Here is a 14,285-nt window from a genome sequence, read left to right as displayed (position 1 = left end):
GCGCTTATCGTTGTCCGGCGTGACCAAAGAAGCACCCGTTGTCCTGTGGTTCCGTCGCGACCTGCGGCTCGGCGACCACGCCGCCCTGCTGGAAGCCTCGAAGCACAGCAAGCACGTCCTCGCGCTGTACGTCCTCGACGAGGCGCTGCTGAAGCCGTCCGGCGACGTGCGCACGGCGTTCCTCTACGGCTGCCTGGAGAAGCTCCACGAGCAGCTCGGCGGCCGGCTGATGCTGGTGCGCGGCGAACCGGCGGCCGAGGTCGTGAAGGCCGCCAAGAAGATCGGCGCGAGCGCGGTGCACGTCAGCGCCGACACGGGCCCGTACGGCCGTCGCCGGGACGCCGAGGTCGCGAAAGCTTTGGCGGAGCACAACATCGACTGGGTCGAGACGGGCTCGCCGTACGCGGTGGCGCCCGGGCGCGTCACCAAGCCGGACGGCGACCCGTACCGCGTCTTCACGCCGTTCTTCCGCGCGTGGACCGCGCACGGCTGGCGTGCGCCCGCCGACACCGGACCGTCCCTTGTGGACTGGGTCGAGCCGGATCGCTCCTTGGGGATCCCCAAGCCGCCGCGCGTCTCCGCAACGCTGCCCGAGCCCGGTGAGCAGGCCGCGCTGGACGTCTGGCACGCCTTCCTCGACGGCGGCGTCGACACCTACGACGAGGACCGCGACCGGCCGGATCGTGAAGGCACCACGCGGATCTCGCCGTACCTGCGCTGGGGGTGCGTCCACCCGCGGACGCTGCTCGCAGACCTGGCCGGTGACGACCGGGTGGGCGCGAAGTCGTTGCGCAGCGAGCTGTGCTGGCGCGAGTTCCACGCCGACGTCCTGTGGCACCGCCCGGAAACCGCGCGCAAGAATTACGACAAACGGTTCGACAAGATGAGCCACGACGACGACCGCGACGCCTTCGACCGGTGGTGCGCCGGGAAGACGGGCTACCCCATCGTCGACGCCGGGATGCGGCAGCTGCTGGCCGAAGGCTGGATGCACAACCGCGTCCGGATGGTGGTCGCGAGTTTCCTGGTGAAGGACCTGCACCTGCCGTGGTGGCAGGGCGCCCGGCACTTCATGAACCACCTCGTCGACGGCGATCTCGCGTCGAACCAGCTGAACTGGCAGTGGGTCGCGGGCAGTGGCACCGACGCGGCGCCGTACTTCCGGATCTTCAACCCGACCACGCAGGGGGAGAAGTTCGACCCGAACGGCGACTACGTCCGCAAATACGTCCCGGAACTGCGTTCGGTGGCGGGGAAAGCGGTCCACAAGCTGAAGGACCGCCCCAAGGAGTACCCGGAGCCGATGGTGGATCACGCCCACGAGCGCCAGGTGTCCTTGGAGCGGTACGGCAAGATCACGTCGTGAGTGTTCAGGGCGGTTCTAACCGCCCTGAACACTCACGAGGGCTCAGCCGCGCAGGGCCTCCGACAGCTTGATGCGGCTGCCGATGCGCAGCACGCTGTTGCCGTAGATCTTGCCACCCAGCCAGGTCAGCAGCGCGACCAAGGCGACCGTCAGGCCGAGGGACAACCCGATCTCCCACCCGGCCGCGGCGCCGGTCGCGATCCGGGCCGGCATCAGGATCGGCGAGAGCAGCGGGATCAGCGAGACGACCTTGGCCGCCGTGCCGTCCGGGTCCTGCAGCAGCAGGTTGAAGCCGGCGACGAACCCGATGATCAGCACGATGTTGATCGGCCCGACGACCGACTGCGTGTCCTCCTGCCGGGACACGAGCGAGCCCAGCGCGCCGTAGATCGTGGCGTACAGCAGGAAACCGAGCAGGTACCAGAGCAGGCCCCACAGCAGCGCGCCGCCGGCGAACCTCGACAGGGTGAACACCCCGCTCACCGACGCCGCGATCAGCCCGGCCGTGGCGAGGATGACCAGCTGGACGAGCCCGACCAGGCCGAGCCCGATCACCTTGCCCAGCAACAGCTGCCACGGCCGCACGCTGGCGAGCAGGATCTCCACGACCCGGCTCGACTTCTCCTCGACGACACCCTGGGCGACCATCGTCCCGTAGGTGATGATGCTGATGTAGAGCAGGAACGCGACGATCAGGCCGACGACCAGCCGCTGGGTGTGGTCGGCCGGCTCCGGCGACAGCGCGTCGTCCTGCACGTGGGTGCCGTTGACCTGCGCCATCACGTCGGCGGGTTCGAGCTGGGCGGACGAGAGCACACCGTCGAGCACCTGCTGCTGCGCCACCTGGTCGAGCACCGTGCGCAACTGGTTGTCCAAAGAGGACTTGTACGTGGCGGTCAGCTTCGCCGCACTGCCCGAGACGAGCGCGTCCAGGTCGCCGTCCTCGACCTTCTGCCGGCCCTCGGCCGGGTCGGTGATCGTGACGGTCGAGATCTCCTGGCCCGCCTGCGCCGCCTTCGTCTGGAGCTGCTGGGCGATCCCGGTCGCCTGTCCGGTCAGGCCCACCGTGCTCTTGTCGGCCGCCCCGGCCAGCGCGGCCTGGAACCCGACGTAACCCAGCAGCAGCACCAGCATCACGACGGTGCCGATCACGAACGAGCGCGTCCGCAGCCGCGTGTTCAGCTCGCGCTTCATCACGAGCCAGACGGCGCGCCGCCCACTCAGCGTCCTCATCGTGGCTCCCCCTTGTCCGATACGGCGTCGCGGAACAGCTCGGTCAGCGTCCGGCGCCGGTGGCTGAACTCGGTGACCGGCCCGGTCGACAGCGCCGCGGCGAGCACGGCCTGGTCGTCGGCGCTCGGTTCGAGGCCGAGCACGGTGGTCGTGTCACGTTCTTCCAGCACCCGCACGCCGGGCAGGCCCGCGGCCCAGCCGGGACGTGCGCCCGGCGCCGTCACCACGAGCTTGCTGCCGGCTTCGGCGGTGAGCTCGCCGACCGTGCCGACGGCGATCATCCGGCCGTTGCGGATGATCCCGACCCGGTCGCACAGCCGCTCGACGAGGTCGAGCTGGTGGCTGGAGAACACGACCGGCACACCGGCCGCGGCCTTCTCGCGCAGCACCGCGCTCATGACGTCGACGGCCAGCGGGTCGAGGCCGGAGAACGGCTCGTCGAGCACCAGCACGGCCGGGTCGTGCACCAGCGCCGCGGCCAGCTGGACGCGCTGCTGGTTGCCGAGGCTGAGCTTCTGCACCTCGTCCTTGCGGCGCTCGGCCAGGCCGAGCCGGGTGATCCAGGTTTCCGCGTTGCGGTGGGCTTCGTTCGCCGTCAGGCCGTGCAGTTCGGCGAGGTAGACGAGCTGGTCCAGCACCTTCATCTTCGGGTACAGCCCGCGTTCTTCCGGCATGTAGCCGATGTGCGTGCGGGTTTCGTGGGTGATCGGCTTGCCGTCGAAGCGGACCTCGCCACCGTCGGCGGCCAGCACCCCCAGCGCGATCCGCATCGTGGTCGTCTTGCCGGCGCCGTTGCTGCCGACGAAGCCGAACAGCTCGCCGGCGCGGACGTCGAACGTGACGCCGTCCAGCGCCACTTTCGCGCCGTAGCGTTTGGAGATCCCGTCGATCTCCAGGTTCCCCTCGGTCATGGGGTGTCCCCCTCTTCGAAATCCGCGGGATCGTCGTCCGGCAGCGACCAGCCCAGCACGATCGGCGGGACGGTGGTGCCGGTGACGAGCAGCGCGGACATCATCATCACACCGCGGAACGCGCCCTCGGCCTGCCCGGCGACGACCAGGGTGTAGAACATCGCGACCAGCATCAGCGCGACGAGCACCAGGTAGCCGATGTAGGTCACGCGGTGGCGCCACTCGCGTTCGCGCTCGTCCAGCAGCCGCGAGAAGCTCCCGCTCATCCGGCCGGTCAGGATCTTCAGCAGCGTGAAGGAGGCCCCGCCGGTCAGCAGGGCGCCCATCCAGAGGCCGAAGTACAGCCAGGGTGAGACCACGGTGAAGACGGCCGCGCTGCCGACGAGCACAAGATCGGCGACGGCGAGCACCCCGGCCAGGGCCCGGCGGTGCCGCCGGTCGCGCCAGCCGGGCAGCCGCTGGGCGTGCCGCAGTTCGCGTTCGTCCATCTTGTCGAGCTGACGTTCCCAGTAGGCCGCCAGCCGACCCTGCTGTTCGATCATGGTCATGCTCCCCCCTCGCGGTAGACCTGGGTGGACAGTGGCATGAACGGTTCACGGCTGAACACCGCTTCGACCGGCAGGTCGAACACCGCGCAGATCCGGAAGGCCAGGTCCAGGCTCGGATAGTGGTCGCCGCGCTCGAGCGCCCCGATGGTCTGCGGGTTCACCTCGACGGCGTTCGCCAGCGCGGCCCGGCTCAACCCGCGTTCGGCCCTCAACACGGGTAGCCGGTTGTAGATCGGCAGCTCTTTGCCGCGTCTGACCGGACTCATGGAACGTACTGTTGCAAAAACCCAACGACTCGTCAACCTAAGAGAACATCAAGCCTCAGTTTCGTGCACGCCGAAGCGGCACTTTCACGTGAAAGTGCCGCTTCGGGTCAGGCCAGGCCGGCCAGTGCTTTGTCCACCAGTTCGGCCACCCGCGGGGTCGCCGCGGCCGCGTCCGCCGGGACCAGGGACAGGCGCGTCCGGCGTTCCAGGACGTCCTCGACGTCCAAGGCGCCCTCGTTGCGGACCGCCCAGACGATCTCCGCCGCCGTGATTTCCGTGCCCGGCGACACCGGGGCCGCGAACTCGGTGTCCAGTTCGCCCAGCGCCGCCACGCGAGGCGCCTCCGTGCCGTACTTGGCCACCAGCCGGGCCGGAGCGTCCACAAGGGACAGATCTTCGCGGCGGGCCGCGCCCAGCAAGGGAAGCCGGGAGGTCCGGCACGGCGAAGTCGGGAGCCCGGCGAGGCGGACCGCCGCGTCGACCGCGTCCTCGGCCATCCTCCGGTACGTCGTGAGCTTGCCGCCGACCACCGTCAGCAGGCCGTCGGAGCCCGCCAGGACCGCGTGCTTGCGGGACAGGTCCGCCGAACGGCCGCCCGTGCCTTCGATCAACGGGCGCAGTCCCGCGTACGAGCCCGCGATGTCCGCGCGGGTCAGCGGGCGCGACAGGACCGACGACGCCAGTGCCAGCAGGAAGTCCACATCGGACTCCGGAACCGTTGGCACGTCGGGCAACGAGCCCGAAACCGGCTCATCCGTCAGTCCCAGGTAGACGCGGCCGTCCGGCTGGGGGAGCAGGAACACGAAGCGGTTGGTCTCGCCGGGCACGCCGATGTTGATCGACGTCGTGCCCATCGGGACCGTCCCCGGCGCGAGCACCAGGTGCGAACCGCGCGACGGCCGCAGGCGGACCGAGCCGGTCAGGGTCCCGGCCCAGACGCCCGTCGCGTTGATCACCTGGCGGGCGACCAGGTCCAGTTCGTCGCCCGAAACGCCGTCGCGGACGCGGACGTGGTCGGCCGTCACCGAGAGCGCCGACAGCCGCGTCAGGATGCGGGCGCCGAACGTCGCCGCCGTGCGCGCCAGGGCGATGACCAGGCGCGCGTCGTCGACGAGGGCGCCGTCGTAGGCCAGCAACGCGCCGCGCAGGGCGTGCGGTGAGAGCGCGGGGGCCAGCGTGAGCGCCTCCGCCGCCGGGATCGTGCGCGGCCGCGGCAGTACCGATGACGGCGTGCGCGCTGCCCGGCGGAGGCCGTCGCCCGCTCGCAAGCCCGCCGAAACCAGCGCCTGCTGAGCCCGGGACGTGCTGGGGTACAACGGGAACAGCTGCGGCATCGCGCGCGTGAGGTGCGGCGCCGTGCGCGTCATCATGATGCCGCGCTCGACCGCGCTTTCGTGCGCCAAGCCCAGTTCGCCGTGCGCCAGGTACCGCAGTCCGCCGTGGACCAGCTTCGACGACCAGCGTGATGTCCCGAAGGCGAGGTCGCGCGCCTCGACGAGCGCCACCGACAACCCGCGGGAAGCGGCGTCGAGCGCGATGCCGGCGCCGGTGACGCCGCCGCCGACCACGATGACGTCGACGCGCTCGCCCGACGCCAGTTCCGCGAGCTCGCGTTCGCGGCGCCGCGCGTTGAGCGACCCCGACGTCATGGCTTCAAGGCCGCGTCGAGCACGTGGGTGAACTCGGCCATCAGCGCCGCCTGGTCGACGTCCATCGTGGCCGGCCGCAGCGAGAACGCGAAGGACTGGACCAGCAGCAGCACCGACCGGGCCTGCGCCGCGACCGGCGCGCGCCGGACCGAGCCGTCCTGGTGGCCGGTTTCGAGCAGCTGGTGCAGCACCTGCTCGGCGAACCGCTGGGTCGCGCCGAGCCGCTCCACGATGTACGGCAGCACCAGTTCGGGGTCGACGTCGAGCAGCGTGCGGAACAGCGGGTCGTTCGACAGCGCGCGGATCCCTGCGGACGCGATGAGCACGAGCCGCTCACGGCTGTCCGACGCCTCGGCGCCGCGTTCGCTCGCCGTGCGCAGCAGGCCGCTGAACTCACGCGTCATCAACGCGGCGAGCACGCTGCGCACGTCCGGAAAACGGCGGTAGACCGTCATCCGGCTGACGCGGGCGGTGCGGGCGATCTCGGCGAGTGTGGTGCGGCGCACACCGACGGCCAGCACGCACGTGCGCGCGGCGTCGAGCAGCACGTCATCGGCCACTCGTGTCGCCGTCTGCCGGTTACGGGTGTCCGCGAGCGCGGAAGATCCCGCGATCTGCGTGGTGTGACGTTTCACGTCCATGTGTCACACTGTAGTCGTGAACGAGCTGATTGACCACCGTCTCCGCCAGTCCTGGACCGCGGAAGCCGCCGACGCCGCCCAGCTGCCCGCGCGGGCGGCCAAGTGGCTTGAACAGCGTATAGGCCAGGTGGGTCCCGGCGCCGCACCGGTGGCCGAATTGACGGTGAAAATACCGTCGTCAAGTCTGGCCGGATCTGCAGTGGAAGCGCTGTCGGAGGTCGTCGGAACCGCGAACGTGCTGGTAGACGACGAATCGCGGCTCGCGCGGGCCACCGGGTTGTCCTACCTGGATCTCTTGCGCCGCCGGTCGTCCTCGGTGGAGTTCCCGGTGCCGGACGCGGTCGTGCTGCCCGCCGGACCGGACGAAGTCCAGGCCGTGCTCGACGTCTGCGTGCGGCACGATGTCGGAGTTGTCCCGTTCGGTGGTGGGACCTCGGTGGTCGGCGGGGTCGCGGCGCTCAGCGGTGAAAAGACGTCCGTGATCGCGCTGGACCTCGTCCGGCTCGACGCGCTGGTCTCGGTCGACACCGAATCACGCATCGCCATCCTCCAGGCCGGCGTCCGCGGCCCCGAAGCCGAGCGGCTGCTCGGCGAGCGCGGCCTGACGCTCGGGCACATCCCGCAGTCGTTCGAGCGCGCCACGATCGGCGGCTTCGCGGCGACGCGCTCGGCCGGCCAGGCGTCGTCGGGCTACGGCCGGTTCGAGGACATGGTCACCGGCGTCCGGCTGGCCACCCCGCGCGGCGAGTGGAAGCTCGGAGTCGCCCCGGCGTCCGCGGCCGGCCCGGACCTGCGCCAGCTCGCCGTCGGCAGCGAAGGCACGCTCGGCGTCATCACCGAAGTCTCGCTGCGGGTGCGGCCGGCGCCGCCGGTCAAGCGGTACGAGGGGTACGCGCTGCCCGGCTGGGAGGCCGGCGCGGCGGCGGTCCGCGACCTCGCGCAGAACCACGTGCTCGCCGACGTCACCCGGCTGTCCGATGTGGACGAAACCGAGGTCTCGCTCGCGCTGAACGGCGGGCTCAAGACGACGGCGCTGCGCAAGTACCTGTCCGCGCGCGGCGTGCGGCACCCGTGTTTCCTGATCGTCGGCTGGGAAGGCACCGCGCACGACGTCGCGGTGCGCCGCCGCGAGACCACCCGCCGGCTGAAGGCGCTGGGCGCGGTGCGCGTCGGCAAGGCGCTCGGCGAGTCCTGGCGGCACGGCCGGTTCGGCGGACCGCGCCAGCGCGACATGCTGATGGACCGCGGTGTCTGCGTCGAGACGCTGGAGACCGCGACGTACTGGTCCACTGTGGACGAACTGCGCGACGACGTCCGCGCGGCGCTCACGGCGTCACTGGGCCGCGCGATCGTCATGTGCCACATCTCGCACGCGTACGAGACGGGCGCGTCGCTGTACTTCACGGTCCTGACCGCGCGCGATCAGGCCGACCCGGTCGGGCAGTGGCAGCGCGCGAAGGCCGCGGCGTGCGAGGCGATCAGCGGCCTCGGCACGATTTCGCACCACCACGCCGTCGGCGTCGACCACGCGCCGTACCTGAGCGCGGAGATCGGCAAGCTCGGCGTCGAGGTGCTGCGCGCGGCGAAGTCCGCGGTGGACCCGACCGGAATCCTCAACCCGGGCAAGCTGATCTAGGGAAAGGTGCGCCCGTCCGGCGGCTCGACGACCTCGCACGCGATGCCCGGGCCGGCCGCTTCCTCGCCCTCCAGCCCGATCGCCTGCGCCTGCGGGACGTCGGCGGTGCGGACCGGCTTGCCGTCGACCAGCAGCGGGAAGCGGATCGGCATCGCGCCGATGTAGGCCAGCACGTCGGTGACCTTGCTGCCGTCTTCGAGCGTGATGGCCGGGTCGGTCAGCCGGACCAGGTGATAGCGGTTGCCGCGGCCCTCGCAGACGTCCAGGACCGCGAGCTGGTCCGGCGTCACGAACCAGACGGCGTGCTCCTCGACGCCGGGCAGCGCGGTGAGCGTCGCCGGGCGCTGGCCGTCGCGGTAGCGCAGGCCGGACGCCCAGACCGCGCCGAGGCCGTCGCATCGGGCGTGCGCGACGACGACCGGGCCCCGCAGGCCCAGTTCGGCGCGCATCCAGCTGATCTTCGACGGGTTCGCGTTGGAGCCGTACGCCAGCACGGCCTGCCGCTCACGCCAGCCCTCCGGCGCCGTGTCCAGCGGATACCCGGCGCCGTCGGTGTGCACGAAGGAAAAGCCCGGCCGGGTCCCCGGGTAGGGGTCGGCCGGGTAGTCCTCGTCGACGAAGAGCGTCAGAACGTCACCACGCTACGCAGGACGTCACCGTGGTGCATGCGCTCGAAGGCCTGCTCGACGCCGTCGACGCCGATCCGCTCGGTGACGAACTTGTCGAGCGGCAGCCGGCCCTGCAGGTAGAGGTCCACCAGCATCGGGAAGTCGCGGCTCGGCAGGCAATCGCCGTACCACGACGACTTGAGCGAGCCGCCGCGCGAGAAGAAGTCGATCAGCGGCAGGTCGTCGAGGCGCATCTCCGGCGTCGGCACACCGACCAGCACGACGGTGCCGGCGAGGTCGCGCCCGTAGAAGGCCTGGCGCCAGGTCTCCGGCCGGCCGACGGCGTCGATCACGACGTCCGGGCCGAACGAGCTGGTGGCGTCCTGCATGGCCTCGACGACGGCTTCTTCGGAGAGACCCTTGCTGTTGACCGTGTGGGTGGCGCCGAAGTCCTTGGCCCACTCCAGCTTCCGGTCGTCCATGTCGATCGCGACGATCGTGGTGGCGCCGGCGAGCTTCGCGCCCGCGATGGCCGCGTCCCCGACGCCGCCGCAGCCGATGACCGCGACCGAGTCGCCGCGGGTGACGGCGCCGGTGTTGATCGCCGCGCCGAGCCCGGCCATCACGCCGCAGCCGAGCAGCCCGGCGACGGCGGGTTCGGCGTCGCGGTCGACCTTCGTGCACTGTCCGCTGTGGACGAGCGTCTTCTCGAGGAACGCGCCGACGCCGAGCGCGGCCGACAGCTTGGTGCCGTCGGCGAGCGTCATCGGCTGGGTGGCGTTGAACGTCGAGAAGCAGTACCACGGCTTGCCGCGCTTGCAGGCCCTGCAGGTGCCGCAGACGGCGCGCCAGTTGAGGATGACGTAGTCGCCGGGCTCGAGATCGGTGACGCCGTCCCCGACGGCTTCGACGACCCCGGCGGCCTCGTGGCCGAGCAGGAACGGGAAGTCGTCGTTGATCCCGCCCTGGCGGTAGTGCAGGTCGGTGTGGCAGACCCCGCAGGCCTGCACGTTCACGACGGCCTCGCCCGGCCCGGGATCGGGCACGAGCACGGTCTCCAGCGAGACAGGCTCGCCCTTCGCCCGCGAAACGACCCCCTGGACCTCGTACGGCATGCGAATCCACCTTCCTCGCTGGTTCTGCCCGCAGCTAATCACGGATCATGCGGAGATGGCGACATCCGCATGAGTGAGAGTCGGTGGTGAAGACGCAACAGGGTGCGTCTAGCGCAACTGATGCACCCAGGCGGCGATGACGTCGAGGTCACCGGCGGTGAGACCGGCGCTCGGCGCGACCGTGTGGAGTAGCGCCGGCCCCGGGTGGTGGGCCGTCACCCAGCGCCGGTCCGCGCCGGTCGTCTCGTCGTCGATCCAGACGAAAGGCAGGCCCGCGGCCCGCTCGACGATCCGCCGGGTCTTCCGGTGCCGCCCGGCGCGGGCGTCGCGCTCCTCGTCGGGAGAGTCCGGCCAGGTCAGCACCGGCAGCGGCGGCAGGCCGAGCAGCGGGGCGACGCACTCGTTGGCCTCGTCCAGCCAGGTGGTGGCCCAGATCAGGTCGCCACCGAGGGCCAGCAGCCGGGGGCCGACGCTCGGATCGACCCGGGACAGCAGCGGGTTGGCCAGTTCGGCGTTCGTGAACACCTCGTACTGCCCGGTGCTTCTCCCGAAGGGGATCAGCGGGCCGTCCACGTCGAGGAACACCAACGGCTTGCTCATGGCAGCGCGAAGTCTGCCATGAGGGGCACCCTCAGGGACATAACGTCCCTGGGGGTGCCCCTCACGACACGTCGGGGGTCAAGCCGGGGTGATGATGTACGCGATCCCGCCCGGGCCGCCCGCCACGGTTCCGTCCGCGCGGTACCGCTGGGTCCGCTGCCAGATCTTCTCGAACTGGTCTCGCTTGTACACGTTGCGCACCCGGTCGTTGCTGCTCGACGCCGGGTCGTTGACGATCACGTCGCCGTCCTTGGTGAAGCCGACCACCACCATGATGTGGCCCGCCGTGCCGTAACCCGCGCCGTCCAGCTCGGAGGCCAGGAACGACTGGGACGTGATCACCGGGATGCCGCGGACGATGTAGTTCTCCAGCTCGTTCAGCGAGTGCAGCCGCGTGATGTGCCCGCGCAGCCCGCGCGACGCCGCGTACGCCGTGTTGAACGGCCAGTTGCCCGTGCCGTCGTACGCGTGGTCGTAGGTGAAGCGCGCCGCGAACGCGATCGACGGGTCGACGTAGTCCGACGGGATCCACGACATCTCCGCCGCCGACGGCTTCTTGCCCCAGTACTCGGCCACCATCTCCGTCGACGTCGGGCTGCACCAGGCCTCGCCGCCCCCGCCGTACTGCGGGAACTGTCCCTTGTGGAGGTTCTGCGCGTACGCCGGCACCTTCAGCTCGATCCCGCTCGCGCGGCCCGGCTTCGTCGTCTGGACGTCGAAGCGGTTCGGCACCGCCGAGGTCATCGCGCCCAGCGACGTCACCGACGGCGTCGCGTGCGAGCCCTTCTCGCGGTAGAGGCTGATCCGCAGCTTGTACGACTTGAGCGTGACGCCGGTCTTCGTGACCAGCGTGTCGACGTCGACCAGGGCGTTCGCGTCGTCCTGGCCGTCGACGCTGGTGCGCAGGATGTCGGCGTCGCCGCTGGCCCAGCGGCCCATCACGTACCAGCCGGTCTCCGCGCCGGCCGCCGTCCTGCCCTGCGCCTCGACCTGCAGCCAGGTCTTCGCCGGCGTCTGTGCGTTCCACGACGACACGAGCTGCGTCGCGCCGAAGCCCTGGCGGTACGACGGCGACGTCCACTGGCTGTATTCGTACGTCTTCGTCGTGCCGAGCTCGGGTTCGGTGTGCTCGACCGTGCCGATCGGGCGGGTGATGCGCAGGCCGTCGCGGGTCAGCGCGAGCCCGGCGAAGCTGCCCTCGTGCAGGCGGCCGCCGGCCCACTCGTGGTAGTCGATCGACTCGTCGTCGCCCGGCCGGCCGGGCGCGGCCTCGGCGACCTGCGCCGTCACCACCGTCACCATCACGGCGGACAATATGGCGAACAAACTGCGTACCCGCATCCCGGCTCCTTGCTCGACCCACCCAGTAGCCAGGGATTTTCGCCGGTCCGGCCGGGTATGTAAACAGGTACCTAGAGGACGGCCTGGGTCTGTGTCACTTTCGCGACCAACTTGCCGTCGTCGTCGTGGATCTCCGTCTCCACCACGACGAACTTGCGGCCCGCGTGCAGTGGTCTGGACGACGCAGTCGCGTAGCCCGAACGCACCGCGCGCAGGAAGTTCGTCTTCGACTCGACAGTCGTCGTGCCCTGCGCGCCCTCGGGCAGGTTGAGGAACGCGCACACGGCGCCGGTCGAGTCGGCCAGCGCCATGAGCGCGCCCCCGTGCAGCGCGCCGCCGAGCGTGCAGAGGCTCTCGTCCCACTTCAGCCGGCTGCGCACGAGCGCGGGCCCGTGTTCGAGGACCTCGACGCCGAGGCGTTCGGAGAACGGCATGGAGCGGTGGAAGAGCTGCGTGCCCTCGGGATCGGTCATGCCCTCGAGCCTGCCGGACACCGGCGCCGCGGGTCGATTACCTCCGGGGTAGTCGTGAGTGTTTAGGGCGGTTCTAACCGCCCTAAACACTCACGACAAGCCGCGGAAGACTCAGGAAAGCGGGTGGACGAGCAGCAGTTCCGTGTTGTGATCCGCATCCGAGCCGACGCGGCCGAGGTCGACGTGGATGTCGTTGTACGACAACTCGCGGTACAGGGACGCAAGCGCTTGCGGCGTCCGGGCGTCGTAGTCCACGGCGTACGGCGCTTCCGCCTCGATCAGCGTCGTGAACAGCGACAACGTGCCGTCGGCGTTGTCCGCGACCTCGACGATCCGGGCCTGCTGCGGGAAGTCGACGTGCGACGCGGTGTTGATCTCCCAGAAGCTCTGCTTCGGGGTGCCGCCGGCGTGCGCGGTGATCTTGTTGAGGTGCGTGTGGCCGTTGACCCAGGCCAGCACGTTCGGGAAGCGCTTGAGCAGCGCGACGAACGCGTTGCCGTCGAGGCGCGGGTCGAGCAGGTGGCGCGAGTCCGGCAGCAGGTTGCCCATCGAGCCGCTGGTGTGGTGGCTGAACAGCAGGAACAGCTCGTCGGTGACGCTGTGGGTGACCCGGCGGCCGAAGAAGTCGTAGTACGCCGAGCTGCCGCGCTTGAGCGTCGACTCGACCCAGTTGTACTGCGCGAGGCCGATCGAGCCGTCGGCGAACCCGGCGTCGGTCGTGGTGTCGAGGCTGATGCCGGTGATGCCCGGCGCGATCCGGAACGTGTAGTAGACGGCCTTGCCGTCGGCGTTGTCGGCGCCGAAGCCGTGCCCGGCCGGGCCGGGGCCGGTGTTGGCCGTGTCCAGGTGCGCGCGCACGAACTCGCCGGTGCTGAACGGGCGGCGACGTGCGTCCGGCGTGATCTCGCGGATCGTGCCCCCGCCGCCGAACAGCTCGGCGACCGGCACGCTCGAGCCCGGCTTCTTGATGGCCGCGGCGAGCTTCTTCGCGGTGCTTTCGTCCTTGCCGATCACCTTGTACTTGCCGGTGTACCAGGCGTCGATGCCGGGGATCTGGGCCGGTAGCGAGCCGACGATGCTGTCGTCGTGGTTGCCGAAGGTGCAGAACCACGGGACGTCGAGGCCCGGCGCGGTGAACGTCCCGATGCCCGCTTCGAGCAGGCCGGGAAGCTGCGGGAACCCCTTGGCGGAGTAGGCGTCGCTGCCCGGGATGGCCGGGTTCCAGAACGCGCTGTTGCCCGAGTTCTGGACGCCTTCGTAGGCGTTCGTGGCGCCGGAGTTCGGCGTGACGCTGCCGCCGTTGAGGACCTTGAGGAACCAGTCGAGCTCGATCAGCTCGTGGTTGTCGGTGTTGTCGCCGGTGGTGACCATGAGGTCGAACGGCCGCCCGGTGAACGGGCCCTGCCGGACGCTGTTGACCCGCTCGACGAGCGCGCTGGTCGCGACGGTCCCGAGCGCTTCCTGCGGCCGGTGCGCGGAGCCGATGTAGGGGTGCAGGTACTCGAACCGCGCGGGGCTCTCGGTGTCGGTGATGTGCAGGTCGGTGAACTGCACGAACGCGCTCAGCGCGCGGCGCCGGTCGTCCCGCCCGGCCTGGGGTGCGGCGAGATCACCGCGGACGACGAGCGGCCAGCCGGGACCGGCGCTCAGTCGGGAGTAGGTCGCGGTGCCGCCACCGGTCGCGACCTGTTCGAGCGTGGTTCCGGCGGTGCTGACCGAGCGGGTGGAGGTGAGCCGCAGTGCCCGGTCGAGCGCGTTCGCGGTGGGCGTGCAGAGCAGCAGCCCGAGACCGGCGGCGCCGGCCGTGGCGAAGGTGCGCCGGGTGAGTTCGGCCATGTGATTCGCTCCCCAGGTGTCTCGGTTGCCCAGCACCGTGCCGGACGACGTTGTCCACACGG

Annotated in this window: 14 protein-coding genes; 2 read left to right on the top strand and 12 right to left on the bottom strand. The window is 70.6% G+C overall.

The window, feature by feature from the left end; all coding sequences use genetic code 11:
• Window positions 1-19: 19 nt before the first annotated feature.
• Complete coding sequence (locus OHS18_RS25655) at window positions 20-1,366, top strand: cryptochrome/photolyase family protein (protein ID WP_328612672.1); 1,347 nt, start codon at window positions 20-22, stop codon at window positions 1,364-1,366.
• Between the two features lie 42 nt (window positions 1,367-1,408).
• Here the strand turns inward: OHS18_RS25655 and OHS18_RS25650 are convergent, their stop codons facing one another.
• From OHS18_RS25650 to OHS18_RS25625, 6 genes are all read right to left on the bottom strand, one after another.
• Window positions 1,409-2,599 (bottom strand): ABC transporter permease, encoded by a 1,191-nt coding sequence (locus OHS18_RS25650; protein WP_328612671.1) that lies wholly within the window; start codon window positions 2,597-2,599, stop codon window positions 1,409-1,411.
• Complete coding sequence (locus OHS18_RS25645) at window positions 2,596-3,510, bottom strand: ABC transporter ATP-binding protein (protein ID WP_328612670.1); 915 nt, start codon at window positions 3,508-3,510, stop codon at window positions 2,596-2,598. Before OHS18_RS25645 ends, OHS18_RS25650 begins: the two co-directional genes overlap by 4 nt.
• On the bottom strand, window positions 3,507-4,058 hold the full coding sequence (locus tag OHS18_RS25640; protein ID WP_328612669.1) for a hypothetical protein: 552 nt from the start codon (window positions 4,056-4,058) through the stop codon (window positions 3,507-3,509). Before OHS18_RS25640 ends, OHS18_RS25645 begins: the two co-directional genes overlap by 4 nt.
• A complete protein-coding gene (locus OHS18_RS25635) occupies window positions 4,055-4,324 on the bottom strand; it encodes a helix-turn-helix transcriptional regulator (protein ID WP_328448412.1) in 270 nt (89 codons plus the stop codon). The genes OHS18_RS25640 and OHS18_RS25635 overlap by 4 nt, the downstream gene beginning before the upstream one ends.
• A 107-nt stretch (window positions 4,325-4,431) precedes the next feature.
• A complete protein-coding gene (locus OHS18_RS25630; protein ID WP_328612668.1) occupies window positions 4,432-5,973 on the bottom strand; it encodes a glycerol-3-phosphate dehydrogenase/oxidase in 1,542 nt (513 codons plus the stop codon).
• Window positions 5,970-6,533: a TetR/AcrR family transcriptional regulator gene (locus tag OHS18_RS25625; protein ID WP_328459187.1), complete on the bottom strand. Its 564-nt coding sequence runs from the start codon at window positions 6,531-6,533 to the stop codon at window positions 5,970-5,972. The genes OHS18_RS25630 and OHS18_RS25625 overlap by 4 nt, the downstream gene beginning before the upstream one ends.
• A 97-nt stretch (window positions 6,534-6,630) precedes the next feature.
• Between OHS18_RS25625 and OHS18_RS25620 the strand changes: the two genes are divergently transcribed.
• A complete protein-coding gene (locus tag OHS18_RS25620; RefSeq protein WP_328612667.1) occupies window positions 6,631-8,250 on the top strand; it encodes an FAD-binding oxidoreductase in 1,620 nt (539 codons plus the stop codon).
• Here OHS18_RS25620 and OHS18_RS25615 read toward each other — a convergent pair.
• From OHS18_RS25615 to OHS18_RS25590, 6 genes are all read right to left on the bottom strand, one after another.
• Window positions 8,247-8,810 carry a gamma-glutamylcyclotransferase family protein gene (locus OHS18_RS25615; RefSeq protein WP_328612666.1) on the bottom strand — a complete coding sequence of 188 codons (564 nt, stop codon included), beginning with the start codon at window positions 8,808-8,810 and terminating at the stop codon, window positions 8,247-8,249. The genes OHS18_RS25620 and OHS18_RS25615 overlap by 4 nt on opposite strands.
• 65 nt (window positions 8,811-8,875) lie before the next feature.
• On the bottom strand, window positions 8,876-9,973 hold the full coding sequence (locus OHS18_RS25610; RefSeq protein WP_328448420.1) for an S-(hydroxymethyl)mycothiol dehydrogenase: 1,098 nt from the start codon (window positions 9,971-9,973) through the stop codon (window positions 8,876-8,878).
• A gap of 108 nt (window positions 9,974-10,081) precedes the next feature.
• A complete protein-coding gene (locus OHS18_RS25605) occupies window positions 10,082-10,573 on the bottom strand; it encodes an HAD domain-containing protein (RefSeq protein ID WP_328448422.1) in 492 nt (163 codons plus the stop codon).
• 78 nt (window positions 10,574-10,651) lie between these two features.
• Window positions 10,652-11,914 carry a peptidase C39 family protein gene (locus tag OHS18_RS25600; RefSeq protein WP_328448424.1) on the bottom strand — a complete coding sequence of 421 codons (1,263 nt, stop codon included), beginning with the start codon at window positions 11,912-11,914 and terminating at the stop codon, window positions 10,652-10,654.
• Between the two features lie 71 nt (window positions 11,915-11,985).
• On the bottom strand, window positions 11,986-12,387 hold the full coding sequence (locus tag OHS18_RS25595; RefSeq protein ID WP_328612665.1) for a PaaI family thioesterase: 402 nt from the start codon (window positions 12,385-12,387) through the stop codon (window positions 11,986-11,988).
• A 111-nt stretch (window positions 12,388-12,498) separates the two neighbouring features.
• Window positions 12,499-14,223: a TIGR03767 family metallophosphoesterase gene (locus tag OHS18_RS25590; protein ID WP_328612664.1), complete on the bottom strand. Its 1,725-nt coding sequence runs from the start codon at window positions 14,221-14,223 to the stop codon at window positions 12,499-12,501.
• Between the last annotated feature and the right edge of the window lie 62 nt (window positions 14,224-14,285).

The organism is Amycolatopsis sp. NBC_00355, assembly GCF_036104975.1.
In the GTDB taxonomy this organism is placed as follows: domain Bacteria; phylum Actinomycetota; class Actinomycetes; order Mycobacteriales; family Pseudonocardiaceae; genus Amycolatopsis.
This window is presented reverse-complemented; position numbering and strand designations above follow the sequence as displayed.